A 24,531-nucleotide genomic window follows, 5' to 3' on the forward strand; every position below is an offset into this window, starting at 1 on the left:
CGCAGGGATGCGTCTTTTATGGGGATAACCCCGGGAAATCCGGCTTATCGCCGCGACATGCATTGACCTTGCCTGCTCAAATTCCGAGCATGTCCGGCCAAAACAGAACAACGACTCGTGAGGGCGCGGCTTGCGCTTCAGTAAACTCAGGCTCAACGGTTTCAAAAGCTTTGTCGACCCCACGGATCTGGTGATCCATGAGGGGCTGACAGGCGTGGTCGGGCCAAATGGCTGCGGCAAATCCAATCTGCTGGAAGCGCTTCGCTGGGTCATGGGCGAGAACCGTCCGACCGCGATGCGCGGGTCGGGCATGGATGACGTGATCTTCAACGGGGCGGCGACACGGGGCGCGCGCAACTTTGCCGAAGTCTCGCTGGTGCTCGACAATGCCGACCGGCTGGCGCCTTCGGGGTTCAATGACAGCGATACGATCGAGATCGTGCGGCGTATCACCCGGGATGCCGGTTCGGCCTACAAGGCGAATTCGAAAGACGTGCGGGCGCGTGATGTACAGATGCTGTTCGCCGATGCCTCGACCGGGTCGCACAGCCCGGCGCTGGTGCGGCAGGGCCAGATTTCCGAACTGATCAATGCGAAACCGAAGGCGCGGCGCCGGGTGCTGGAAGAGGCGGCCGGGATCTCGGGCCTTTATGCCCGCCGCCATGAGGCGGAGCTGAAGCTGACCGGCACCGAGACCAACCTGACCCGGGTCGATGACGTGCTGGAACAGCTGGCTCAACAGCTTTCGGTGCTGACCCGCCAGGCCCGCCAGGCCGCGCGCTACCGCGAGATTTCCGATGAGCTGCGGCAATCGGAAGGCATGCTTTTATACCGGCGCTGGCGCGAGGCGGATCTGGCGCGGGGCGAGGCGGAAGGCGCGCTGCGCGACCGGCTGATCGCGCAGGGCCGCGCCGAGATGGCGGCGCGTGACGGCACCAAAGCACGTGAGGCGGCGGAAGAGGGGCTGCCTGCGCGGCGCGAGGAAGAAGCGGTGGCGGCGGCGATCCTGCAGCGCCTCATGTTGCAACGCGACGCGCTTGGCGATCAGGAGAGACAGGCGCTTGCCCGGATCCAGACCCTGCAAGGCCGGATCGGCCAGCTCGGCAATGATATCGAACGCGAGGCGGGGCTGAACCGTGATGCGGGCGAGGTGATCCAGCGGCTGCAATGGGAAATCGACCAGATCGTAAAGGCGCATGAGGGCCATGACGAGCGCCTCGCCGAGGCAGTCGAGGCGGCGCGTGAGGCGGGGGCGATCCTGACGGACCGCGAGACTTTGATGTCCGAGGCGACCGAGGATTCGGCGCGGCTGGCGGCGCGGCATCAGTCGGCCACGCGGCTGGTGCAGGAAAGCCGGTCTGCGGTCGACCGCGCCGAGGCCGAGGCGCTGCGGGCCCGCGATGCAGTCGCGGGGGCCGAGAAAACCCTGGCCGGGGCCGGTGAGGCTTTCGAGGTCGCCGAAGAAGCGCGCGAGGCGGCGGCAGAGCTGACGGAACAGACCGAGGCCGCGCTGGAACTGGCCGAAGTGGCGCGCGCCGAGGCGCAGTCGCGCGAGGCCGAGGCCCGCACCGCGCGCTCGGGGGCCGAGGGCGAGGCCAATGCGCTGCGCGCCGAACGCGCGGCTCTGGCAAAGCTCGTTGATCGTGAGGCCCAGGCCGGACATCAGCTTCTGGACCGTCTGGTGGTCGAACCGGGATATGAAAAGGCACTTGGCGCGGCTTTGTCGGATGACCTGCGCGCGCCGGAAATTGCAGCGGGAGAGCGCACTGGCTGGGGCCTGCTTGATCCCTATATCACGCCGCAGCCGCTGCCGGCGGGGGCTGCGGCTCTGGGCACGCGCGTCGAGGCGCCGGCAGTGCTGGCGCGCCGTCTGGGCCAGATCGGCGTGGTCAGCCGCGAAGACGGGTTCCGGCTGCAGGCGGATCTGAAACCGGGCCAGCGTCTCGTCAGCCTTGAAGGGGATCTCTGGCGGTGGGACGGCTACCGTTCGGGCGCCGAGGATGCGCCTTCAGCCGCGGCGCTCAGGTTGCAGCAACTGAACCGGCTGCAACGGCTGAAGCAGGATCTTGAGGAGGCGAGCGCCCGGGCCGAGGGCGCAGCCCAGGCGCATGAGGTGCTGCAAACCCGGCTCCAGGACCTCGCCCGCGCCGATCAGATGGCGCGGGAGGCCCGCCGTTCCGCCGATCAGCGCCTTGCCGAGGCCGACCGCGCGCTGTCGAAATCCGAGGCCGAGCGCACGCTTGCCACCGGCCGGCTTGAGGCTGCGCGGATCTCGGTTGCGCGCTATGAGGATGACGCTATGGCCGCCCGCGCCCGGCTGCGCGAGGCCGAGACCGGCATGGCGGATCTGCCCGATCTCGACCAGGCGCGCGAGGCGGTCGAGACCACGCGGATGACGGTCGAGGCGGCGCGTATCACCATGATGACCCGGCGCTCGGGCCATGATGAGCTGCGCCGCGAGGGCGAGGCGCGGGTGCGTCGCCGCCAGGAGGCGCAGAAGGAATTGTCCGGCTGGAATCACCGGCTTGAGACCGCCGGCAAGCGCAGCCAGGAGCTGACCGAGCGCCGCGCCGAGGCCGAGGAGGAGCTGGCCGAGGCCAGTGAGGTTCCCGAGGAAATCGCTGCCAGGCGCGAAGAGCTCAGCGATGCGATCCTTGAGGCCGAAGCCCGCCGCAGCGAGGCCGCGACCGCGCTGATAGCCGCGGAAACCACACTGCGCGAAGCGCAGATCACCGAACGAGATGCCGAGCGCCTTGCCGGTGAGGCCCGCGAAACCCGCGCCCGCGCCGAGGCGCGTCTCGATGCCGCCCGCGAAGGCGTGGCCCATGCCGCCGAGCGTATCGCCGAAGAAGAAGACCGCACGCCGCAGGAATTGCTGGCCTCGCTGAAAACCGATCCCGAGAAGATGCCGGATGCGGACAGCCTTGACCAGGACGTGCAGCGCCTGAAACGCCAGCGCGAGGCGCTTGGCGCCGTCAATCTGCGCGCCGAAGAGGATGCGAAAACGATTGACGCCGAATATCAACAGCTTGCGACCGAGAAAACCGATCTCGAAGAAGCTGTCCGCAAGCTCCGCGCCGGGATCCAGGGGCTGAACAAGGAAGGCCGCGAACGCCTGCTGACGGCGTTCGAACAGGTCAACAGCAATTTCTCTATGCTTTTCACCCATCTTTTCGGCGGTGGCGAGGCCCGTCTCGTGCTGGTCGAATCCGATGATCCGCTGGAAGCCGGGCTGGAGATCATGTGCCAGCCGCCCGGCAAGCGCCTTGCGACGCTGTCGCTTCTTTCCGGGGGTGAACAGACGCTGACCGCGCTGGCGCTGATCTTCGGGGTCTTTCTGGCCAATCCGGCGCCGATCTGCGTGCTCGACGAGGTCGATGCGCCGCTTGATGATGCGAACGTCACCCGCTTCTGCGACCTGATGGATGAGATGACCCGCCGCACCGAGACCCGCTTCCTCGTCATCACCCACCATGCGGTGACCATGGCGCGGATGGACCGGCTTTTCGGGGTCACCATGCAGGAACAGGGCGTCAGCCAGCTGGTCTCGGTCGATCTGCGCAAAGCCGAGGCGCTTGTCGCCTGATGCAGTCTCTTCTCGAAAAAGCAGGCTTTCCCGGCATCGAGCCCGATGGCGATACGATCTGGGCGCGGCTTTCCGCCTCTGGCCCCGAATTTCGCGCCGATCCGGAAGGCGGGGCCTGGATCCTGACACTCCTCTGGCCGGTGCGGCTCGACCCGAACACGATGGCCCGCTGGAACAGTCAGAACCCCGGCGCCTTTCTAGACCTTGCCGGCGGCGAGACACGGCTGCGCATGGGGGCGGAGACCACCGCCGATCTCGACATCTGGGCCAAAGCCGCTGACGATATGGTCCAGACCTGCCTCAGCTTCCGCCGCGCCCAACGCGCGCGGGGCGAGGGGATGTAGGCCCCCCCACCTGAACAGCCCCGGTCAGCCCCGGGAGATCACACGGATCGCGTCACCCTGGCGCAAAACCCCGTCGCGCTCGATCGAACACAGGATGCCGCGCAGCCTGAGCGCGCGATGCTCGGGCAGGTTCACCCAGGTCTTGGCATCTGCGCCGTAGCGCACTTTCCATTTCACGCAGCCATCATTGAACACGTCCGACACCCGAAGCACCGCCGTTCCTGCCTCAAGCAGGGAGCCGACCGGCAGATTGGCCTCGGATGTGTCGAGATCGGCGATCACCGGATCGCCCGGATGGACGACCGCTTCCGGATCGGGCCGCACCAGATCATGCACCCGCGCCGGCAGGATCGAGACCTGGATCGCGGGGTTGGGCGCGCCATTTTCCAGCCGGAGCCAGGGCTCTTTCGACCAGCGCTCGCCGGGAATGCCGCCCGCGACGGTCAGGGTCAGGTTGTCCGGATGTTCGCGCAGATTGCGCCCCGGGCGGAAGGTCAGCTGCCGCGCAACCGTCACCTCTTTCGGTGCAGCGGTCACATGGCCGAGCGCTGCCATCAGGCTTTCCATCGGGGTCATGTCCCGCTCCCTTCCGATCCGCTTTCGGGCAGTTTCGCGACCCGGGTGCGCAGGTCAAGCCGAGCCTCCACCAGCCGCCCGGCCTCGCGCAAAAGATCTGTCCCCCGACCCGGCATCTGGGTCACCTGGTAGAAATCCGCGATCTGACCGGGGCTGGCCGCCATCAGCCAGGCCTGCATTTCGGGCCGGTATTGATAGGCGCCGCGCGTCAGGCGGAAGGGCAGGGCCGAAAGCCAGCCCTCGCGGTCCTGGGCGTGGAAATGCAAAAACTTGAGCCCGGGGTGAAAGCCCGGCCCCGGCAGCCGCTCGCCGCCGATAAACGCGCCATGGAGGCGCGGTGACAGCCCTGGCACGCCTGAGCGGAAAAACACCTTGCCGGCGGAATGGGACAGCATCGCTTCGGGCAGGATATCGGCATAATCGCCTAAGGTCGGCCCGCGCAGGCCCTCATGCCGCGGCTTCAGCGCGCCGCGAAAGACGCGGGCGGTATAGATGTCATCGGAAAGATCCGGTTCATGCAGCGCCTCGAAAGGTTCGATCCGGCACAAAATCTCTTTGGCGGGCAGGCTGCCCAGCACTTCGGCCACCGGCCGCACCGGCCAGATGAACTCATCGACATCAATATGGCCAAGCCAGTCACTGCCGCCCGCGCGGTAGACCATCCCGGCATTCTTCGCCTGGCGATTCTGATGCCGGTCGGGCCGGCCGCCAAGCGCCTGCCAGTGCCCTGCTTCACAGGCGATCAGCCGCACCCGCGAAAGGCGCCGCGCCGCAATCGCCGCCAGCGCCGGGTCATCAGGATCATCAAAGCACAGCGTGATCCGATCCGCGCCAAGATCCAGATGCCATGCAAGAAAGGCGAGGATCTTCTCCTCGGGCGCTTTCACCGTGGCAACCAGCGCCCAGCTGGCAGCCTGTTTCACAAGAGATCCAGAAGTTCCCGCGTCGGCCAGGCATCCGCCGGCAGGCCGAGGCGTTGTTGTTCCGCCTGGATCGCGCGCCGCGTGCCCGCGCCCAGAACTCCGTCAATCTTGCCGACATCATATCCAAGCGCCTGCAGCTTTTCCTGCAAGGCCCTCATATCCTCATCGGGCAGCAGCGGGTCGGGCGAGGTGTTCAGCGCCGGCTCCGCCCCTTCGATCAGGGTGGCGAAATAGGCGGCGGTGGTCACATAGGTCAGGCTTTTGTTCCATTCCAGCAGGACCTGGAAGTTCGGAAAGACCAGGAAAGCCGGCCCCTTGCGGCCCTGCGGCAGCAAAAGCGAGGCCTCGAGCTCTGCCGGCAGCGTATTGCCGCGCCGGGGCGCCACGCCAAGCGCTGCCCATTGCGCGACCGGCAGGTCCTTGTCGAGCCCGCTCAGCGCCCAGTCGAAGGTCTCGGGCAGCACAACCTCGGTCAGCCAGGGCTCGCCCGCGCGCCAGCCGTGATGTTTCAGCATATTCGCGCCCGACAGCAGCGCATCCGGGACCGAGGATTTCAGCCGCACATGCCCGTCGCCATCGCCGTCAATGCCGCGTTCCAGAATGTCCTTCGGCAGCATCTGCACCATGCCAATCTCGCCCGCCCAGGCCCCTGTCGTGTCGAGCGGCAGATCGCCATTCGCGAAAAGCCGCATCGCGGCAAAGGCCTGGGGGCGGAACATTTCGGGTCGCCGGCAATCCCAGGCGAGGGTGAGGATCGCGGCGCGGGTGTTGTAATCGCCCTGGAAGCGGCCGAAATCGGTTTCAAACCCCCAGATCGCCAGCATCACCCCGGGCGGAATGCCATAGGTGCTTTCTGCTTTCGCAAAAAGCGGCTGATGGGCGTCCCAGGCGAGCATGGCATCGGGCAGGCGCTTGTCGCCGATCAGGCTCTGCGCGAATTCGAGGAAAGGTTTGCGAAACACCCCCTGACGCTGATCGGCCCTGAGAATCTCGGGCTCGGCGCGGGCCCCTGCAAGCCAGCCCTCCACCGCCGCCTCAGGAAGGCCCTCGGCCAGGGCCTCATCGTGCAGCCCCGCAAGGAACCCGGGAAAGCTGCCACCGCAGGGCACCTGGACTGCTGCCTCAGATGTGGGGGCCTCAGGGAGGGGCGGCGGAGTTTCTGCCCGGGCAGAAAAGGGGGCCAGCATTGTGGCTATGATCAGGGGTCTCAGCATGGGCGCGAAGCTAGACGAGCGCGGCCATGAGGGCAATTGCCAGCATCAGTGCCCAGGCCCGCCAAAGCGCGCGGCAGGCGGCGTCAATATCTTCGGGCCCGGCATCGCGGCGCCCTTCGGGCCAGACCCAGGGGTACCAGCGCATTTCACCATTATAACTGCGCGGGCCGGAAAGCGCGACATTCAGAATGGGCGCGAGGGTGGATTCCGGCCAGCCGGCATTCGGACTGCGATGCTGCGGCGCATCGCGCAGCACCGGGCGCGGGTCGAGCCAGCCATGTGACAGCGCGAGCAACAAAGACGTCAGCCGCGCGGGGATCAGGTTCAGCAGATCATCAAACCGCGCAGCGGCCCAGCCGAATTCACGATGGCGCGGTGTCATATGGCCGATCATCGAATCGGCGGTATTTGTGATCTTGTAGATCAGAATGCCCGGCAGACCGGCGATAAGGAACCAGAAAACCGGCGCAATCACCCCATCCGAGAGATTTTCTGCTGCCGATTCAATCGCGGCGCGGGCGACATCAGGCTCGCGCATGTCCCTGGTGTCGCGCCCGACGATCATCGCGACCGCCCGCTTGCCCTCGTCCAGCGAGCGGCGCAGCCCATCGGCCACCGCCCGCACATGATCAACCAGCGAGCGCTGCGCGATCAGAATGGCGGCGATCACGGTCTCGATCACGCCGTGATATGGCAGCCTGCCGATGAGCCAGCCCGTAAGACCCGCGCCAAGGACCAGGGCTGCCATCACCGCAGCCCCCTTGAGCCGCCGCGCCGCACCCTCGTTGAACCGCCGGTCCGCAAGGCCGATCAGCCGGCCCATCAGCACCGCCGGATGCGGCAGGTGGCGCCAGATCCAGGCGGGCTCGCCAAAGGCGGCGTCGAGAATCATGGCAAGAACCAAAACCATGCCGGACCCCGTGCTGGTGGTTGCGAATCATCTGACAGGGAAGTGAACCGGATCGGCCCCGCGGGCAAGCGGGCATTGAGCGGCCCCCGCCTGCGGCATTGTCGCCACGAAGGCTTCATCTTTTTGTGGTAAAGTGCTGGCATGGTGAGAGGGGCTTGATTTCACGGGCTTTCGGGTTTGTGCTGGGCTCAGGAGGGGACGGACATGCTGGAATATCTGCCCAAGGAGTTGCGCGATCATCTCGATGCCGCCCGCAAGCGTCAGCAAAGGCGCAAATCGCGGATGCGGGTCGAACTTGGCGATCTGCTGGTCTATCCGGTGCTGCGGTTCTGGCAGGGCGGTTTTTCGCTTGATGCCGATCTGGTGCCGGCGCGCCTGCGGGGGCTGGTCGATATCTACGATGGCCCGCGCCATGTGTTTCAGTGCCTGATCGTTGCCACGGAAATCGTCGATGGCGAACTGGTCTGCGACTTCAAACGCCTGACCCCGGTGACAAATCGCCCAGCACTTGATTACTGGCGCGAGGATGAGGGGCCGGCGGGGTATTTGCCATCCGCGTAAGGGGGCACCGCCCCTCCACCCCCGGGAGGCTTCCTCACCTGGCCAGAGGCGCCGTCACGGTCGGATCTCGACCATTGTTCCAACAGGCGTCGCCGCCCAGATTTCGCGCATTTCCGCATTGCTTATGGCGATGCAGCCTGCGGTCCAGTCAGTTGCGATAAGTGTTTCATCGGGAAGCATATTCGGCTGGCCATGGATCATGATATCGCCCCCGGGCGAATAGCCGCCGGCCCGGGCGCGCGCGCGATCTGCGGGCTTTGGATAATCGAGCCCCAGTGAGAGGTGATAGGCAGACTGGTCATTGCGGCGGTCGATGCGGAATTCGCCTTCCGGGGTACGGCCATCGCCCTCACGGTTCTTGTCGCCTGTCGGTGAAAAGCCAAGCGCGATTCGGTAGACGCGGACCTCGCGCCCCTCCTGGATCAGTGCCATCCGCCTTGCGGCTTTTTCGATCACGATACGCTCGATCTGGCCGGTGAGCGGTGGCAGCGGCGCAGGCGGCATGACGGGCGGCGGCGCGGGTTGCCAGAGCATCCAGGCCGCCAGCGCCAATGCGCCGAGGCTGAGGAGTGTGAAACCCCGCGCCAGCCGTCTCATTGCAGATCGGCAAAGACGCTTTGCAGCCGGGTGATCGCTTCTTCGATCTGCGCCCGGGGTGCGGCGATATTAAAGCGGATGAAACTCTCGCCGCCCTTGCCGAAACTGTCGCCGTGATTGGTTGCAATGGCGGCCTGGGTCTCGACCCGCGCCAGCATCTCGGCTTTGCTCAGCCCGGTGCCGGAGAAGTCGACCCAGGAGAGATAGGTGGCCTCGAGGGCCATGGATTTCAGCCCGGGGATCGCATTGACCGCTGCGTCAAACAGCTGCCGGTTGCCGTCGAGATAGGTCATCAGCGCATCGACCCAGGCGGCCCCCTCGGGTGAGCAGGCGGCGGTGACCATATGCATCCCGAAACTATTGGGCGAAATGCCGATGGCGCTCATGACCGCCGCGAATTTCTGCCGCAGCCCCTCATCCGCGATGATCACATTGCCGATATGGGCGCCCGCGATGTTGAAGGTCTTGGTTGTCGCGGTCAGCATCACCAGCCGGTCGGCGATCTCGGGCGCGGCCTTCGGCATGACGATATGGCGCTGGCCGGGATAGGTCAGATCGAAATGGATCTCATCCGAGACGAGGATCAGATCGTGGCGTTTCGCGAAATCCGCGATCTCGCGCAGCTCAGGCCCGGTCCAGACCCTTCCGCCGGGGTTATGCGGCGAGCACAGGATCAGCATGGTCTCGCGCCCTGTCAGCTGCGCATCCCAGGCGGCGATGTCCAGCTCATAGCGGCCGGAGGTGTTTTTCAGCGCGCATTCCACCACCTCACGCCCCGAGGCGCGGATGGTGCGGGCGAAGGCGTGATAGACCGGCGTCATCAGGACAACGCCGTCCCCGGGTTGCGTAAAGGCCTGCAGGCAGAGCCCCACCGCATTCACCAGCCCATGGGTGGTGAAGATATGCGAAGGATCGGGCTTCCAGCCGTGGCGGGTTTTCATCCACCAGACCAGGGCTTCGAGATAGGGGCGCTCATCGCCGAAATAGCCGTAAACCCCATGATCGAGCATCTTTTGCAGCGCAGCCTGCACCGCTGCTGGCGGGGGGAATTCCATATCCGCGACCCACATCGCAAGGCCCCGGTCATGCGGGATGCCGTAAAGCGTCTCCATCATGTCCCATTTCACGCAATGGGAGCCGAAACGGTTGATGGGCGTATCGAAATCGGGGCGGGTCATGGGGCGTCTTTCTGCACAATACCCGGAATGGCTAGCCCGTGACGTTCAGGCGATCAAGGCGGCTGTCTGCGGGCCTCACGCAGATATGCGCAAATCCCTTGCAGGGAAGGGGGGGGATGACCTAAATCCCCCTCCATGTTGCGCTCCATCCTGATCCATCCCGATCCCCGCCTGAAAAAGCTCTGCGATCCCGTGACCGAGGTCTCGGACGAAATCCGCAGGCTGGCCGATGATATGCTGGAAACCATGTATGACGCACCGGGCGTTGGCCTCGCGGCACCGCAGATCGGTGTGATGAAGCGGCTTCTGGTGATGGATTGCATCAAGGAGGGCACGCCGGAGCCGATGGCGCTGATCAACCCCGAGGTCATCTGGTCATCGGAAGATCTGAACATCTATGAGGAAGGCTGTCTTTCCATCCCGGATCAATATGCCGAGGTGAAGCGCCCCGCGCTGGTCACTGTGCGCTGGACCGGGCTCGATGGCAAAACCGATGAGCGGACGTTTGAAGGCCTCTGGGCCACCTGCGTCCAGCATGAGATCGACCATCTGAACGGCAGGCTCTTCATTGACTATCTCGGGCCGCTGAAGCGCCAGATGATTACCCGCAAGATGGAAAAGCTGAAGCGCGAACGCGCGCGTTCGGAAGGCATGTGATGGCTGTACGTGTCTGCGTGCCTTACCCAAATCCGGTGCTGAAGGCGCCGGCGGCGGATGTGGCAGAGATCACCGATGAGGTGCGCGCGATCTGGCGCGACATGGTTGATACGATGGAGGCGATGCCGGGCTACGGTCTTGCCGCCGTGCAGATCGGGGTGCCTTTGCGGCTTGCCGTGGTGGATTGTTCCGAGGCGCGCGGCCAGGCGGTGCTGATGGCGAACCCCGAGGTGATCCATGCTTCGGTGCAGCCGCGCGACCATGAAGAGGCCTCGCCCAATCTGCCGGGCGTCTCAGCCAGGGTGACGCGGCCGCGTGCGGTGACGGTAAGGTTCCTGAATGCAGAGGGACAGATCGAAGAGCGCGATTTCGTGCATCTCTGGGCGACATCGGCGCAGCACCAGATCGACCATCTGGCGGGTAAGATGTATTTCGACCATCTCTCGCCCCTGAAACGGAAAATGCTGATCGCGAAGGCGGAGAAGATCCGCAAACGCGGCTGAGGAGACGCGGATGCGGGTGATCTTCATGGGCACGCCGGAGTTTTCGGTGCCGGTGCTCGAAGCGCTTCATGCGAGCCATGAGATTGTCGGCGTCTGGTCGCAGCCGCCCCGGCCCGCCGGGCGCGGCAAAGAGCTGCGCAAAACCCCGGTCCATGCCCGGGCCGAGGCGCTTGGGTTGATGGTTCACACCCCCGAAAAGCTGCGTGCGCCCGAAGATCAGGCCGTGTTCGCGGCACTTCAGGCCGATGTGGCGGTGGTGGTGGCTTACGGGCTGATCCTGCCCCAGGCGGTGCTGGACATGCCGGCGCGGGGCTGTCTGAACATCCATGCCTCGCTTTTGCCGCGCTGGCGGGGTGCTGCGCCGATTCAGCGGGCGATCATGGCGGGGGATGCGGCGACCGGCATTTGCATCATGCAGATGGAGGCGGGGCTTGATACCGGCCCGGTTCTGTTGCGCGAGGAAACCCGGATCGGTGCGGAGGAGACGGCCTCCGATCTGCATGACCGGCTGTCCGCGTTGGGCGCCGCTGCGATGATCGCGGCGCTTGACCAGCTGGACGGGCTCGTGCCGGCGCGCCAACATGAAGAGGGCGTAAGTTACGCCGCGAAGATCGACAAGGCCGAGGCAAAGATCGACTGGACACGCCCCTGCGATGCGATCGACCGCCAGATCCGCGGTCTCTCGCCCTTTCCGGGGGCCTGGACACAGGTGGGAGCGGAACGGGTTAAGCTGCTGCGTTCCCGGATCGAAGCCGGTGCGGGAGCCCCCGGCGAGGTGCTGACCGGCTTCACCATTGCCTGTGGTGAGGGGGCGGTGACGGTGACCGAGGCGCAGCGCGAGGGCAAGAAACCGATGCCTGCCGCCGAGGTGCTCAAAGGCCTCACTTTGCCCCCCCGTCTTTAAGACCGGAGGCCAGCCACCTTTTGCAGGAAGCTGGCTCGCGGCTGACCAGGGGCCCGGTTTTCGCAGCGAAAACCGGACAAATTTCTTTTAAGAAATTTGATCCGCACCGCCGCGAGAGGGGCGTTCCACTCCCAGCCGCGGATGGAGTGCGCCTGCGATCCACCAGCAGCCGAGAAAGCCAAGGCCCGCCACGACAAAGATCCCGGGAACTGGCGCGAAGAACAGGATGAGCCAGGCGATCCCGGGGGTCAGAATGCCCGATACATCGCGGAAACTGGCATAGACGGCTGCCATTTCAGTACGCTCAGAGGGTTTGACCGACATCAGGAAGGGCAGCCCGCCGACGACATCCAGTGTCACGAAGCAAAAGCTTGCCGCGAGGCAAAGTGCAACCGCGATCCAGGGCAGGACCGACAGCATCGCCGCCGCCAGCATGAGGCCGCCGCCCGCCAGAAAAGCCAGCCGCACCGAGCGGCGCACCGAGAACCGGCGCGCGGCGCGGTTGATGGCCGGCGCGAGGAACAGGAACGTGTTCGAGACCGATAATACGATGCCGCCGGTCTTGTCGCTCAGACCCGACTGGACGCAATAGATCGGCAGATAGACGATATAGACCCACCAGCCGCAGGACCGCATCACCGCGAAGGTCCAGCCCGCGATCAGCCTTGGCTGGCGCAGAAAGCGCGACAGAAACCCCAGCGGGTTGACCGCCGGCCGGCGCGCCCGCGAGATCTGGCGGCCATTACCCAGCCTCAGCCACCAGAAGACCCCGATCAGCACCAGCGCAAAAAAGCCCGAGAGCAGGAAGGGCGCCGGCGCCCATTGGTGATGAAGCCAGACCCCCAGCACCGGCCCCACCGCCCAGGGGATAGCGGCATAGGCCATCTGCACCCCCTGACTGTGACCCAGCCGGGTGCGTTCGACATAATCCAGCACATAGGCGTTGAGACAGATGAACACCGTCGCCGTCGCCATCGCATTGCAGATCAGCGCGAGCGAGATCGTCAGCGGCGTGCCGCAGACCGCCAGCGCGGTGCCGACAAGATACAGCACCGCCCCCCCGGTATAAGTCCAGCGGCGCGGCAGGAAACGGGTCACCCCCGGCACCATCAGCCCACAAAACAGCGCGACAAACCCCGCCGCCAGATAGGCGACCGAGGTCTTCTGCGCGTCGCCAAGGCTCTGATAGACCGCCAGGGGCATGGCCGAGACCAGCATACCGCGGACAGCGGCCTCAAGCCCGGCAAGCAGTGCGAAATGCTCAACCTTCGGCACCGGACTGTGTTTGAGAGCAAGGGGGAGATCGTAATGGCCCATGCCGCCGACCACACTCCGAAAGAGAAGCCCGGTCTGCACCATTTGCGACAGAGCGTGTCGCGGGCATCAGGTGGCCGGTGGTGCCCCCGCCTCCGGGCGCGCCGTCCCGGCGCGGGCCAGAAGGTCGATAAGCCGGCCCCGCGCGGCGGGCAGGGCCGCCGGCATAGGCGACGCTTTGTCATCGGCGGGTCGGGGCCTGTCGTTCAGAAGCTCACGCGTCAGGAAATGCCCGGTCAGCGCGAGGCCTGGCAGGATGTCGTCCTCGCCCGGCATCCCGCCTGCTGCAAGCGAGGCGGGCAGCGGCAGGAGACGCGCCGCCCAGTCCCCCGCGCCCCGGGCCGAAACCGCCCGGCCCGTCCTGGGACTGACATAGGCCAGCCCTTCCGTTTCGCCGGTCACCGCACAGGAACTCAGATCAAGGCCATAGCCGGTCTCGGTCAGCAATCGGAGCTCCCACAAAAGATAATATGCGGGCCAGCTGGCGTTGACCGGGCCGGTCCGCGTCATCTGATCCAGAAGATCCTGGGTCTCCTGCCACAAAGTGCCATAGGCCTCGCGTTCGGGCAGGCAGAGCTGCAGCAGCGCCGTCACCGCGCCGAGGCCCTCCAGCGCGAGGCGGTCCGCCAGCACCGCCGCACGCGAGCGCAGCGGTTCGACACGAAAACTGCCCAGCTGGTCCTCAAGCCTTGCCGTCCAGGTCAGGTCGAGCTCGTTGCCGGGTTGCAAATGCGCCGCGAGGCGCCGGGATGCGCCGCCCCTGACCAGCCCGGAACACCGGCCATGTTCACGCGCGAAGACGGTGAGAATGGCGGATGTTTCGCCATGCGGTCGTGCCGCCAGAACCAGGGCCTGATCATGCCATTCCATCATCGCCAGAGTTTCGCCTGTGGCCGGTCCGGGGACAAGAGGGAGCGACGCCCCTGTCCGCTGATGCAGACTGACCCGGTACAGTCAACGGCAGACAAAGAGACGCTCCTGTGATGTTTCCGGTCTCTGAGCATTTCCGGTGGAAGGCAGGTCCAGAGGCACTGTAGTGAACCTGCGGCGCAGCTCCGCCTCAGCGTTTACGGGGAGCCCTGCCGGAGGCTTTCCCCGGAAAACAGGGGCGCAGTCTTTCGTCAGGCGCGCGGCGCCCCCATATGTTTACGGACAGCAGGGGAGGGAAGCGTGCCGTTCATCGGACTTTTGATCATCGGGGTTGCGGCCGGGTTTCTGGCCACACGGGTCATGCGGTTGCAGACAGATGTGCCGACCACAATCGCGATCGGCGTATTCGGTGCCCTGATCGGTGGTTTTGCGCTGCGGTTCCTTGTCTGGTCACTGGGCGCTGCTGCGGGATTTGTGGGTGCATTTCTGGGGGCACTGGCGCTGATCTGGGCCTGGAAGACCTGGATGCGGTAATGGGCGGGCGCCGGATCTCATCCGAGCCGTTTCACCAGATCTTTCAGTCGCAGATCCCCGATCCCCCAGATGAGTTTGCCCTGCCAGGCGGCAAACAGGATCTGTGCCGCCTGACGCGCTTTCTCGCCCTGGCCGATCCGCAAAGCCAGCTGCATCTCTACCTGGCAGCGCCAGGCTGTGGCGGCCTCCAGGGCCGCAGTGTCGCGCTGGCTCAGCAGGATGAGGCCGGCGATATGGACGGAACCACCCTCAGATCCATCCTCCAGCGCTTTCAGAAGCGCCTGTGGCCCTTTGCCCTGGCTGGCCTGATCTGCCGCCCCGAGCCGGGCACCTATTTCCTCCCAGCCATTTCGCGCCGCCGCGCCTGCAGACCCTCGACCGAGCCAAAGCGCTGCGCCAGTGTTGATGCTGCTAGACCTGTCGCGCGCGACAGATTGCCAAAACTGATCGCCTTTTCGCCCCCCGTGGCAAAGAGCTGGCGGTCGCTTTCAGGACTTCGGCGTCAGAGAGGATCTTGCGGCGTGGCATGGGCCCAGCCTGCGCGAGGCAGAGGCCGCATTCAAGCCTTTTCCTGTGACCCTTTTGCGGCGGTTTTGTAAGGTGCCATACCTGCACGGGCCAGTTCATCCGCGCGCTCATTCCGGGATGGCCGGCATGGCCCTTGATCCATTGCCAGGTCACCTGATGCCGGTCTGCGCCTGTTCCAGCCTTTGCCAGAGATCGGCATTCTTCACCGGCTTTTTATCGGCGGTCTTCCAGCCATTCCGTTTCCAGCCATGGATCCAGCTGGTCACACCGTTTTTCACATAGGCGCTGTCGGTGACCACGGTCAGCGTCGAGGGCCGGGTCAGGCTTTCCAGCGCGTGGATCGCCGCCAGCAGTTCCATCCGGTTATTGGTGGTATCCGCTTCGCCGCCAGACAGCGTGCGCTCTTTCAGCACGGTGTCACCATCGCGTGCGATCAGCAAAGCACCCCAGCCGCCGGGGCCAGGATTTCCGGAGCAGGCTCCGTCGGTATAGGCGAAAAGATCAGGCATGGCCGGGTGATGTCATGGCGCGCGCTCCAGCGCAAGCCGGGCGCCGAGCGCAGCGAAAGATGCCGCAAAGACGCGCCTGACCCAGGTCATCAGGCGCGCGGAAGACAGAAGGCGCGAGCGACCGGTCGCACCCAGGATCACGTAGAGAAGGAAGGTGGCGAAGGTCATGGCCGTGAAACCAGAGCCGAGTATGACCAGATCCGCCAGCCCGGCCTCTTTCGGCAGGAATTGCGGAATGAAGGCGAGGAAGAACAAAGGCAGTTTCGGGTTCAGCAGATTGAGCAGGATCCCGCGCCAGACGAGTCGCGCGGGCGTGATCGCCATCCCGCCGCCCGATTGCAGCACCGCCCAGGCCATCCACAGCAGATAGGCGACGCCGGCATATTTGAGCGCCTGAAACAGCAGGGCCGAGCTGTGCAGCACCGCCGCCAGCCCCGCCATCGCGACGATCATATGGAAGACCGTTGCAAGCGTGCAGCCCACCGTCGCCCAGATCCCGGCCCGCGCGCCGCCGCCCAGCGTCACCGACAGCGTATAGACCACCCCGATCCCCGGCGTGATGCAGACGATAAACGCGGTCAGCAGGAATTCCGGGCTCAGGATCGCCATGGCCAGCCTTTAAGCTGCGGGCACACGCAGGATGCGCGGCACCTTGAACTCGATATTCTCGACGGCGGTTTCGACCAGCTCGACGGTGACCTCAAAGCGGTCACGGACGGCGTCGATCACCTCATTGATCAGAACTTCGGGCGCGGAGGCGCCGGCAGTGACGCCGAGCGCGGTGATCCCCTCCAGCGCGCGCCAGTCGATATCCCCGGCGCGCTGTACCAGTTGCGCATAGGAACAGCCGGCGGCGCGGCCAACCTCGACGAGGCGTTTCGAGTTTGACGAATTCGGCGCGCCAACGACCAGCAAAGCGTCGATCTTTGGCGCGATCGCCTTCACCGCCGCCTGACGGTTGGTGGTGGCGTAGCAGATATCCTCATGGCCGGGGCCGGTGATGGCGGGGAAACGGGCGCGCAACGCCTCGACAATCTCTGCCGTGTCATCGACGGAAAGCGTGGTCTGGGTGGCGAAGGCGAGCTTCGTCTCGTCACGCACGCTCAGGCCCGCCACGTCTTCGGGTGTCTCGACCAGCAGCACCTCGCCCTGGGGCAGCTGGCCCATGGTGCCGACGGTTTCAGGGTGGCCCTCATGGCCGATATAGATCAGCTGGAGGCCGTTGGTGTGGTGGCGCGCGGCCTCGCTATGGACCTTTGTGACCAGCGGGCAGGTGGCATCCACCGCGATCATCTGGCGGCTCGTCGCCTCGGCCGGCACCGATTTCGGCACGCCATGCGCGGAAAACACCACCGGCCGGTCATCGGGGCATTCGCTCAGCTCTTCGACAAAAACCGCGCCTTTCGCGCGCAGCCCGTCGACCACATAGCGGTTATGGACGATCTCATGGCGGACATAGACCGGCGCGCCCCATTTCTGCAGCGCCATCTCGACGATCTGGATCGCCCGGTCGACACCGGCGCAGAAACCGCGCGGCGCGGCAAGATAGAGCATCAGAGGCGGGCGCGTGGTCATGGGCATTTCCGGATATGGCACAGCGGACTGGTCTGCGGACTGGCTTGGTTGAGAGGTAATGTCAAAGCGTCCCCGGGTCCAGTGCCGCAAGCCCCCGCAGGCGCTCAGTTGCCCGAATAAACCTCAGAGGAAAACGCCGGAAAATCTGTCGAACACCCCGGCCCCAATCAGCGCGAGCACCGCATAGCGGGCGGTTTTTGCGATGGTCACCAAAGCGAGGAACAGCAGCGGATGGACCCGCATCAGCCCGGCAAGCGCCACGATCAGATCACCGCCCGGCGCCCAGCTGAGCAGCAGGGACCACAATCCCCAGCGGGAGAACCAGGCGCGGGCGCGGATCAGCCCCTGATCGCTGAAGGGGAACCAGCGGCTGCCGCGCAGGCGCTCGCCCTGCAGGCCACACCAATAGGTGACGCAGGAGCCGAGGATATTTGCAACAGAGGCCACCAGCACCAGGAGAACCGGCCCATGCCCCGCACCTTGCAGGGCAATGAAGACCAGTTCGGAATTCATCGGCAGCGGCGTGGCCGCGATAAAGGCCGCCAGCGCGAGGCCGACCAGACCCAGGGTCATCAGAAAATCCATAGGGCGCGCTTCTGGAGAGAAGCGCGCCCTATGGCAAGTGTCAAACGCCCGGTATGGCGGCGCTTTTCTTGCATTCCCCCGAGGGCTCAGGTCGGGGAAAAGCAGAACAGGGCCGGATGCGGGCCAGGTCAGTGTGGCGGTTCAGCGCGCGCCGACAGTGACCTCTTCGCCATCAGCGGGGCGCGGTTCGCGCGGCGGACGACCGATCACATCGCGCAGCTCGTCGAGCTCGATGAAATTGTCCGCCTGACGGCGCAATTCATCCGAGATCATCGGCGGCTGGCTGCGAATGGTCGAGACGACCGAGACGCGGACGCCCTGGCGCTGGAGGCTTTCGACCAGCGGCCGGAAATCCCCGTCCCCCGAGAAGAGCACGATATGATCCAGTCGCGCCGCGAGTTCCATCGCGTCGACGGCCAGTTCGATATCCATATTGCCCTTCACCTTTCGGCGGCCCTGGCTGTCCGTATATTCCCGCGCCGGTTTGGTCCGCATGGTAAAGCCGTTATAGTGCAGCCAGTCCACCAGCGGACGTATCGGCGAGTATTCCTCGTTTTCCAGAAGTGCCGTGTAGTAAAATGCTCGCAGCAGCTTGCCCCGACGCATGAATTCCATACGCAGAAGCTTGTAGTCGATGTCGAACCCAAGCGCCTTTGCAGCCGCGTAAAGGTTCGATCCGTCGATGAACAGCGCGAGCCGTTCGTCTTTGTAAAACATTCTCATTCCCCTCGAACAGTCACAGCAGTATCGAAAACGCCGACAGCCGACCCCGATGAATCAATGGATCCGGCGCGGACTGAAAAGTGTTTTCGAGACGTGATGCGACTGGTAAACGATACGGTATGAAATTGATCGGCGACAAACCTGCAACCCCTGTTGTTATAGCGCTCGGCGCAAACCTGCCATTCGCAGACATGTTTCCGGTGGAAACACTCCGGTCTGCCCTGACCGCAATCAGCGAGGATGCGTTAACGATTTCAGGGGCAAGCAGCTTCTGGAGTACCCCCTGTTTCCCCCGGGGTGCGGGCCCTGATTATGTTAACGCAATCATTTTGGCTCACGTGGATGTGCGGACCAATCCGGCCCAGGTTTTGACGATTTTGCACCGAATTGAGGCGAAATTCGGGCGCGAACGGCAGGAGAGGTGGGGTGGAAGGACGCTTGATCTCGACCTGATCGCCTGGGGTGATTCGGTTTTGCCCGACGCGGAAACCCAGGGGCTCTGGCGCACCCTTTCTGCCGCCGAACAGGCGCAGCGGGCGCCGGATCAGCTGATCCTGCCGCATCCGCGGATGCAGGATCGCGCCTTTGTTCTGGTGCCCATGGCCGAGATCTTGCCCGACTGGCGCCATCCTCTGCTGGGGCTGAGCGTGCGCGAGATGCTGGCCGCCTTGCCGGAAGAAGACCGGGAGGAGGTGAAGCGGATCGATGTGACGTGAGAAGTGATCGGGATTTCCTGTTGACAGCGCTTGTCAGCAAGGCGAAATCCGCCTAAATGTTCCTTTTCCGAGAGCCTGGCCCGTTCAGGTGTCTGTCCTTGTCTGGACAAACATCCGAAGACCGCCGGCGCTGCGCCCGGGTTTTGCCGGGCCCGAACCCTGGAGTGACTGACCCATGGCCCGTGTGACGGTCGAAGATTGCGTTGACAAGGTTCCGAACCGCTTTGAACTGGTGCTGCTGGCGGCGCATCGTGCGCGTGAGATCAACACCGGCGCGCCGCTGACTGTTGACCGCGACAATGACAAGAACCCGGTCGTGTCGCTGCGCGAGATCGCGGATGAGACCCAGTCGGCCGAAGTTCTGCGCGAGCGGATGATCGAATCGTTCCAGACCCAGATCGAGGTTGACGAGCCGGAAGAAGACCAGATGGCGCTTCTCATGGCGGGCGAGATCGACCGTCCGCAGCAAGACGACATGTCGGAAGAAAAACTGCTCCGCGCCCTCATGGAAGCCCAGGGCGAAAACTGAGTCTGAAAAGCGGTGGCTGAGCAGCTAACCTGAGCTGTCCTGATGCAGCAGGCGGGGCCTTGGCCCCGCAGGCCTTCTGCGACGGATGCGCGAGGCGGTAATGATTGACGTAGAAGACCTTATCGCCCTTGTCCGTAACTACAATCCGCGCTCTGATGCTGATCTGATCCGTCGCGCCTATGCTTACGGCATCCGGATGCATGAGGGGCAGTATCGCAAATCCGGCGAACCCTATTTCACCCACCCCGTCGCCGTCGCCGCCATTCTCACCGAGATGCGGCTGGATGATGACACGATTGTCACTGCGCTGCTGCATGACACGATCGAAGACACCCGCTCCACCTGGACCGAGATCGCCGAGCAGTTCGGGCCCGATGTCGCCGAACTGGTTGATGGTGTCACCAAGCTGACGAACCTGCAGCTTTCCTCCGCCGAGAGCAAACAGGCCGAGAATTTCCGCAAGCTGTTCATGGCTATGTCCAAGGATCTGCGGGTGATCCTGGTCAAGCTTGCCGACCGTCTGCACAATATGCGCACGATCAAGTCGATGAAGCCGGAAAAGCAGGTGCAAAAAGCCCGCGAGACCATGGAAATCTTCGCGCCGCTGGCGGGCCGCATGGGCATGCAATGGATGCGCGAAGAGCTGGAGGACCTTTCCTTCCGCGTCATCAACCCCGATGCGCGCAACTCGATCATCCGCCGCTATGTGACCTTGCAAAAGAAAACCGGTGATGTGGTCCATAAGATCACCGCCGATATCCGGACCGAGCTTGACCGCGAGGGGCTTGAGGCCATGGTCTACGGGCGCGCCAAAAAGCCCTATTCGATCTGGCGCAAGATGCAGGAGAAGGATCTCGCCTTCTCGCAACTCTCGGATATCTATGGCTTCCGGGTGATCTGTGGCTCGGTCACCGATTGCTACCGGATCCTCGGCGTGATCCATCAGCGCTGGCGCGCGGTGCCGGGGCGGTTCAAGGATTACATCAGCCAGCCGAAATCCAACGGCTACCGCTCGATCCATACCACGGTCTCGGGCCGCGCGGCCTCGAAAGTCGAAGTGCAGATCCGCACCCGCGAGATGCATGAAGTCGCCGAATCCGGTGTGGCCGCGCATTGGTCCTATCGCGAGGGCGTGCTGGGCCGGAACCCCTTTGCCGTCGATCCCGCGAGCTGGATCAGCCAGATGACCGAGCGTCTGGACGAGGAAGACCACGACGAATTCCTCGAAAACGTCAAGCTCGAGATGTATTCCGATCAGGTCTTCTGCTTCACACCCAAGGGCGATGTGATTCAGCTGCCGCGCGGGGCGACGCCGCTGGATTATGCCTATGCGATCCATACCAGGATCGGCAATTCCACCGTTTCGGCCAAGGTTGATGGCATTCGCGTCCCACTCTGGACCCGGCTGAAAAACGGACAATCGGTCGAGATCATCACCGCCGAAGGTCAGCGCCCGCAACCGACCTGGGTGGATATCGTGACCACGGGTCGCGCCAAGGCCGCGATCCGGCGGTCCCTGCGCGAAGAAGACCGTGGCCGCTTTGTCAAACTCGGCCAGGAGCTGGCGCGGGCGGCCTTTGAACATGTCGGAAAGAAGGCCAGCGAAAAAGCGATCCGCACCGCGGCCAAGCTGCTTGGCTACCCCGATGACAGCGAACTGCTGTCGCGCGTCGGATCGGCAGAAATCACCGCGCGCCGTCTTGTCGAAGTGCTCTATCCTGAACTCGTGACCAATCGCGAGCCGCAGGTCGACAGCCAGCGCCCTGTGGTCGGGCTGGAAGATGACCAGGCCTTCCGTCGCGCCCCCTGCTGCCAGCCTTTGCCCGGAGAGCGCATCGTCGGCATCACCTATCGCGGCAAGGGCGTTGTGGCCCATGCCATCGACTGCCCGGCGCTGGAGGAATTCGAAAGTCAGACCGAACGCTGGGTCGATCTGCAATGGATGACCGGCCGCCACGCGCCGATCCATTCGGTGACGCTGGAGCTGACGATTTCCAATGATGCGGGCGTGCTCGGACGGGTCTGTACTCTGATCGGCGAACAGCGGGCCAATATTTCGGATCTGAAATTCACCGACCGCAAACCGGATTTCTTCCGGCTGCTGGCCGAGGTCGATCTGCGCGATGTCGAGCATCTGCATATGGTGATGACCGCGCTGGAGGCCGATACCGATGTGGCGCAGATCTCGCGCCACCGCGATCTGTCACGCAAACCCTGACTCCATCGCGCCGCATTGCAGGCAGGCGAAAAAGTTCTTAACGTCCCGGGGATTGCCAGCCGGGCCTTGGGGCCGGCGCTGCTGGCCCGTGGCCAGGGTAACAGACCACAGGCGGCCGGGGCGCATATGCCCGGCAGGGTTCAGGAGGGGTAATGGCAGCGCGCGACAGGCTGAGGCTTTGCATCAGTGTCGATCAGGTGGCGGTGCTGCGCAATGCGCGCGGCAATGACTGGCCCGATCCCCTGAGGGCCGCGCTGCTCGCCGAAGCCTCCGGTGCAGATGGCATATCGGCGCGGTTGCGCGCGAAGCGCGGCGATCTCTCGGAGAGCGATATCGAAGCGCTGGCCGCCGGGCTCGGTATCCCGCTGCATCTGAATGCCGCGCCGGTGCCCACGATGCTCGGGCTGCTGACGCGTTTGCGGCCCGCCTCCTGCTGCCTTGTTGCCGGGGCGCCGGACGGGAGCCGGGCCGATATCTGCCTCGACATTCTGGCCGATGAGCCGGGGCTGCGCGCTGCCATAAGCACCTTGCGCGCGGCCGGGATCCGGACCGCGCTTCTGATCGGCCAGACGCGCGCAGAGATCGAAGCCGCCGCGCGCAGTGGCGCGCAGATCGTGGTGTTCCATACCGGAGCCTATTCCATCGCCCATGCCGAGGGCCGCCAGCAGGAGGCAGAGCGACACATCTGCGCGCTGCACGCGGCGGCAGTGCTTGCGACCGGGCTCGGGCTCGAAGCCCATGCGGCCCATGGTCTGACTTATGAGAATATCGACCCCGTGGCGGCGATCCCCGAACTGCGCGAAGTGCATATCGGCCATTTCCTGATCGGCGAGGCGGTTTATATCGGCCTCGGCCCCGCGATCGAGGAGATGCGCCGCCGCATCGATGCCGCATGTCAGTGGTGACAGCGCGGGCCTGAACGGCTGAAACCGAATGGTCCCGGCATTGAGGATTGCTCTCGCCGCAGGGCGCTGACCATGGGATACTGGCTTCATCGGCGAACGGCGCCCGAAACCCGTGACGTCACAATAATGCTGAAATGAGACAATGATGATCCTTGGCATCGGCACAGATCTCGCCAATATCGAGCGCATCGGCCAGGTGCTTGACCGCCATGGCGACCGTTTCCGCAACCGGGTCTTTACCGCCGGGGAACAGCAAAAAGCCGAGGCACGACGCGAGACTGTGGCCACTTATGCCAAACGCTGGGCCGCGAAAGAGGCTTGTTCCAAGGCGCTCGGCACCGGGCTCAGGATGGGGATTTCCTGGAAGGACATGGCGGTCTCGAACCTTGCCACCGGGCAGCCGGTGATGGCGGTGACCGGCTGGGCGGCTGAGCGGCTCGCGCAGATGACGCCACCGGGCCATGAGGCGCTGATCCATGTGACCCTGACCGATGACCATCCCTGGGCTCAGGCCTTTGTGGTGATCGAGGCGCGACCGCTGCGCTGAGAGGCCATGGCGCAAGTAATGGGTATTTAACTCAGGAGGAAGTCGCAGGTCCTTCCGCCTGATCCGGATACTCCCGCCGGAGGTGCAGGCCGCGCGCGCGCCCGTTTCCGGCTTCTACACCGGCAATTGACCCCGGCAAACCCGGGCGCGGCTTGACAGGTCCGCCCCCCCGGCGCAAGAAGCGGCCCGATACAGCGCGGAAGGCTTGTGAAGATGGCGAAGGCAAAAGGCGAGAGCGGCGGCATCGTCGAGACGATCAAAACCGTCTTCTGGGCATTGGTGATCGCAGGACTGTTCCGGACGCTTTTCTTCCAGCCCTTCTGGATCCCGTCGGAATCGATGAAAAGCTCGCTCCTCGTGGGTGACTTCCTCTTCGTCAACAAAATGGCCTACGGCTATTCCAAATATTCCTGCCCCTTCGGTCTTTGCCCCTTCGAGGGCCGTATTCTCGGCTCTGATCCGCTGCGCGGCGATGTGGTCGTGTTCCGCAACCCCTATACCGGCGATGATTATATCAAACGCCTGATCGGTCTGCCGGGCGACAGGGTCCAGATGAAGGATGGCCGCGTCTTCCTCAATGACACCGAAGTGCCGCAGGTGCCGGACGGGATCTTCACCGAAATCTATGGCCCCCAGGGCCCGATGAAGAACTACCCGCAATGCGAAAACGGCGCGGTCGGCCTGAATGGCACCTGCGAAAAGTCGCGCTCGATCGAGACATTGCCGACCGGCGACGGGGATGCGACCCGGTCCTATCCGGTGCTCAACATCAAGGATACCGCAGGCCTGCCCGATAACAGCAATGTCTATACCGTTCCCGACGGGCATTATTTCTTCATGGGCGACAACCGCGACAACAGCCAGGATTCGCGCTTCCAGCCCGGCCTTCAGGGCGGTATCGGCATGGTGCCTGCAGAATATCTGATCGGCCGTGCGGATCGCATCGTCTTCTCTTCTGCCGGCGCCAGCCTGTGGTATTTCTGGACATGGCGGGCTGACCGCTTCTTCCTCGGGATCAACTGAGC

At 64.4% G+C, this 24,531-nt stretch carries 26 protein-coding genes and 1 pseudogene; 13 read left to right on the forward strand and 14 right to left on the reverse strand.

Translation table 11 applies throughout. From position 1 onward, the window contains the following. Positions 1–130: 130 nt before the first annotated feature. Both QNO18_RS05790 and QNO18_RS05795 read left to right on the forward strand, forming a co-directional pair. Complete coding sequence (locus tag QNO18_RS05790) at positions 131–3,586, forward strand: AAA family ATPase (RefSeq protein ID WP_283176925.1); 3,456 nt, start codon at positions 131–133, stop codon at positions 3,584–3,586. Further along, positions 3,586–3,930 carry a hypothetical protein gene (locus QNO18_RS05795; RefSeq protein WP_283176926.1) on the forward strand — a complete coding sequence of 115 codons (345 nt, stop codon included), beginning with the start codon at positions 3,586–3,588 and terminating at the stop codon, positions 3,928–3,930. Before QNO18_RS05790 ends, QNO18_RS05795 begins: the two co-directional genes overlap by 1 nt. A gap of 24 nt (positions 3,931–3,954) precedes the next feature. On the opposite strand, the gene QNO18_RS05800 is transcribed toward QNO18_RS05795, so the two are convergent. The 4 genes from QNO18_RS05800 to cbiB form a co-directional block, all read right to left on the reverse strand. Beyond that, positions 3,955–4,506, reverse strand: a complete 552-nt coding sequence (locus QNO18_RS05800) for a hypothetical protein (RefSeq protein ID WP_283176927.1) — start codon at positions 4,504–4,506, stop codon at positions 3,955–3,957. Next, positions 4,503–5,429, reverse strand: coding sequence for a glycosyltransferase family 2 protein (locus QNO18_RS05805; protein WP_283176928.1), 927 nt, complete (start codon positions 5,427–5,429; stop codon positions 4,503–4,505). The genes QNO18_RS05800 and QNO18_RS05805 overlap by 4 nt, the downstream gene beginning before the upstream one ends. Beyond that, positions 5,426–6,538, reverse strand: a complete 1,113-nt coding sequence (locus tag QNO18_RS05810) for a lytic murein transglycosylase (protein ID WP_283176929.1) — start codon at positions 6,536–6,538, stop codon at positions 5,426–5,428. The genes QNO18_RS05805 and QNO18_RS05810 overlap by 4 nt, the downstream gene beginning before the upstream one ends. A 115-nt stretch (positions 6,539–6,653) precedes the next feature. Next, entirely contained in the window at positions 6,654–7,553 is a 900-nt protein-coding gene (cbiB, locus tag QNO18_RS05815; RefSeq protein ID WP_283176930.1) for an adenosylcobinamide-phosphate synthase CbiB, read from the reverse strand. A gap of 204 nt (positions 7,554–7,757) precedes the next feature. On the opposite strand from cbiB, the gene QNO18_RS05820 reads away from it, so the two are divergent. Next, positions 7,758–8,114, forward strand: coding sequence for a hypothetical protein (locus tag QNO18_RS05820; protein WP_092895255.1), 357 nt, complete (start codon positions 7,758–7,760; stop codon positions 8,112–8,114). Positions 8,115–8,168: 54 nt separating this feature from the next. Here QNO18_RS05820 and QNO18_RS05825 read toward each other — a convergent pair whose 3' ends face one another. Together QNO18_RS05825 and QNO18_RS05830 are read right to left on the reverse strand one after the other, a co-directional pair. Further along, positions 8,169–8,711 carry a L,D-transpeptidase family protein gene (locus QNO18_RS05825; protein ID WP_283176931.1) on the reverse strand — a complete coding sequence of 181 codons (543 nt, stop codon included), beginning with the start codon at positions 8,709–8,711 and terminating at the stop codon, positions 8,169–8,171. Then, the gene (locus QNO18_RS05830) at positions 8,708–9,889 is read right to left on the reverse strand and encodes a MalY/PatB family protein (RefSeq protein WP_283176932.1); all 1,182 of its coding nucleotides are present in this window, start codon (positions 9,887–9,889) and stop codon (positions 8,708–8,710) included. Before QNO18_RS05830 ends, QNO18_RS05825 begins: the two co-directional genes overlap by 4 nt. Positions 9,890–10,024: 135 nt before the next feature. Between QNO18_RS05830 and def (QNO18_RS05835) the strand changes: the two genes are divergently transcribed. The 3 genes from def (QNO18_RS05835) to fmt are packed head-to-tail and all read left to right on the forward strand — an operon-like array spanning position 10,025 to position 11,953. Beyond that, a complete protein-coding gene (gene def / locus QNO18_RS05835; protein WP_283176933.1) occupies positions 10,025–10,546 on the forward strand; it encodes a peptide deformylase in 522 nt (173 codons plus the stop codon). Continuing rightward, positions 10,546–11,049: a peptide deformylase gene (gene def / locus QNO18_RS05840; RefSeq protein ID WP_283176934.1), complete on the forward strand. Its 504-nt coding sequence runs from the start codon at positions 10,546–10,548 to the stop codon at positions 11,047–11,049. Before def (QNO18_RS05835) ends, def (QNO18_RS05840) begins: the two co-directional genes overlap by 1 nt. Before the next feature lie 10 nt (positions 11,050–11,059). Continuing rightward, positions 11,060–11,953: a methionyl-tRNA formyltransferase gene (fmt, locus tag QNO18_RS05845; protein WP_283176935.1), complete on the forward strand. Its 894-nt coding sequence runs from the start codon at positions 11,060–11,062 to the stop codon at positions 11,951–11,953. Between the two features lie 87 nt (positions 11,954–12,040). Here fmt and QNO18_RS05850 read toward each other — a convergent pair whose 3' ends face one another. Further along, the gene (locus tag QNO18_RS05850) at positions 12,041–13,228 is read right to left on the reverse strand and encodes an MFS transporter (RefSeq protein ID WP_283176936.1); all 1,188 of its coding nucleotides are present in this window, start codon (positions 13,226–13,228) and stop codon (positions 12,041–12,043) included. A gap of 108 nt (positions 13,229–13,336) precedes the next feature. Then, positions 13,337–14,140, reverse strand: coding sequence for a DNA repair protein RecO (gene recO, locus QNO18_RS05855; protein ID WP_283176937.1), 804 nt, complete (start codon positions 14,138–14,140; stop codon positions 13,337–13,339). A 297-nt stretch (positions 14,141–14,437) separates the two neighbouring features. On the opposite strand from recO, the gene QNO18_RS05860 reads away from it, so the two are divergent. Beyond that, the gene (locus QNO18_RS05860; protein ID WP_198836008.1) at positions 14,438–14,671 is read left to right on the forward strand and encodes a GlsB/YeaQ/YmgE family stress response membrane protein; all 234 of its coding nucleotides are present in this window, start codon (positions 14,438–14,440) and stop codon (positions 14,669–14,671) included. A gap of 17 nt (positions 14,672–14,688) precedes the next feature. Here the strand turns inward: QNO18_RS05860 and QNO18_RS05865 are convergent, their stop codons facing one another. From QNO18_RS05865 to QNO18_RS05890, 6 genes and pseudogenes are all read right to left on the reverse strand, one after another. Then, positions 14,689–14,826, reverse strand: a complete 138-nt coding sequence (locus QNO18_RS05865; protein ID WP_283176938.1) for a hypothetical protein — start codon at positions 14,824–14,826, stop codon at positions 14,689–14,691. 404 nt (positions 14,827–15,230) lie between these two features. After that, positions 15,231–15,708: pseudogene (gene rnhA / locus QNO18_RS05870) on the reverse strand (ribonuclease HI). Positions 15,709–15,720: 12 nt separating this feature from the next. After that, positions 15,721–16,308, reverse strand: a complete 588-nt coding sequence (locus QNO18_RS05875; RefSeq protein ID WP_283178751.1) for a LysE family translocator — start codon at positions 16,306–16,308, stop codon at positions 15,721–15,723. 18 nt (positions 16,309–16,326) lie between these two features. Next, positions 16,327–17,289 (reverse strand): 4-hydroxy-3-methylbut-2-enyl diphosphate reductase, encoded by a 963-nt coding sequence (gene ispH / locus QNO18_RS05880; RefSeq protein WP_283176939.1) that lies wholly within the window; start codon positions 17,287–17,289, stop codon positions 16,327–16,329. A gap of 117 nt (positions 17,290–17,406) precedes the next feature. Further along, the gene (locus QNO18_RS05885) at positions 17,407–17,856 is read right to left on the reverse strand and encodes a YqaA family protein (RefSeq protein WP_283176940.1); all 450 of its coding nucleotides are present in this window, start codon (positions 17,854–17,856) and stop codon (positions 17,407–17,409) included. Between the two features lie 153 nt (positions 17,857–18,009). Continuing rightward, positions 18,010–18,585 carry an NYN domain-containing protein gene (locus QNO18_RS05890; protein ID WP_198836003.1) on the reverse strand — a complete coding sequence of 192 codons (576 nt, stop codon included), beginning with the start codon at positions 18,583–18,585 and terminating at the stop codon, positions 18,010–18,012. A gap of 125 nt (positions 18,586–18,710) precedes the next feature. Between QNO18_RS05890 and folK the strand changes: the two genes are divergently transcribed. The 6 genes from folK (at position 18,711) to lepB (ending at position 24,529) form a co-directional block, all read left to right on the forward strand. Continuing rightward, positions 18,711–19,307, forward strand: a complete 597-nt coding sequence (gene folK, locus QNO18_RS05895) for a 2-amino-4-hydroxy-6-hydroxymethyldihydropteridine diphosphokinase (protein ID WP_283176941.1) — start codon at positions 18,711–18,713, stop codon at positions 19,305–19,307. A gap of 175 nt (positions 19,308–19,482) precedes the next feature. Continuing rightward, a complete protein-coding gene (gene rpoZ, locus QNO18_RS05900; protein ID WP_198836001.1) occupies positions 19,483–19,836 on the forward strand; it encodes a DNA-directed RNA polymerase subunit omega in 354 nt (117 codons plus the stop codon). Between the two features lie 100 nt (positions 19,837–19,936). Continuing rightward, a complete protein-coding gene (locus QNO18_RS05905; protein ID WP_283176942.1) occupies positions 19,937–22,054 on the forward strand; it encodes a bifunctional (p)ppGpp synthetase/guanosine-3',5'-bis(diphosphate) 3'-pyrophosphohydrolase in 2,118 nt (705 codons plus the stop codon). 152 nt (positions 22,055–22,206) lie between these two features. After that, a complete protein-coding gene (locus QNO18_RS05910; protein WP_283176943.1) occupies positions 22,207–22,959 on the forward strand; it encodes a pyridoxine 5'-phosphate synthase in 753 nt (250 codons plus the stop codon). A 145-nt stretch (positions 22,960–23,104) separates the two neighbouring features. After that, on the forward strand, positions 23,105–23,506 hold the full coding sequence (gene acpS, locus QNO18_RS05915) for a holo-ACP synthase (RefSeq protein WP_198835998.1): 402 nt from the start codon (positions 23,105–23,107) through the stop codon (positions 23,504–23,506). A 213-nt stretch (positions 23,507–23,719) separates the two neighbouring features. After that, positions 23,720–24,529: a signal peptidase I gene (gene lepB / locus QNO18_RS05920; protein WP_283176944.1), complete on the forward strand. Its 810-nt coding sequence runs from the start codon at positions 23,720–23,722 to the stop codon at positions 24,527–24,529. The last annotated feature ends 2 nt before the right edge of the window (positions 24,530–24,531 follow it).

Source organism: Gemmobacter sp. 24YEA27 (genome assembly GCF_030052995.1).
Classification (GTDB): Bacteria; Pseudomonadota; Alphaproteobacteria; order Rhodobacterales; family Rhodobacteraceae; genus Pseudogemmobacter.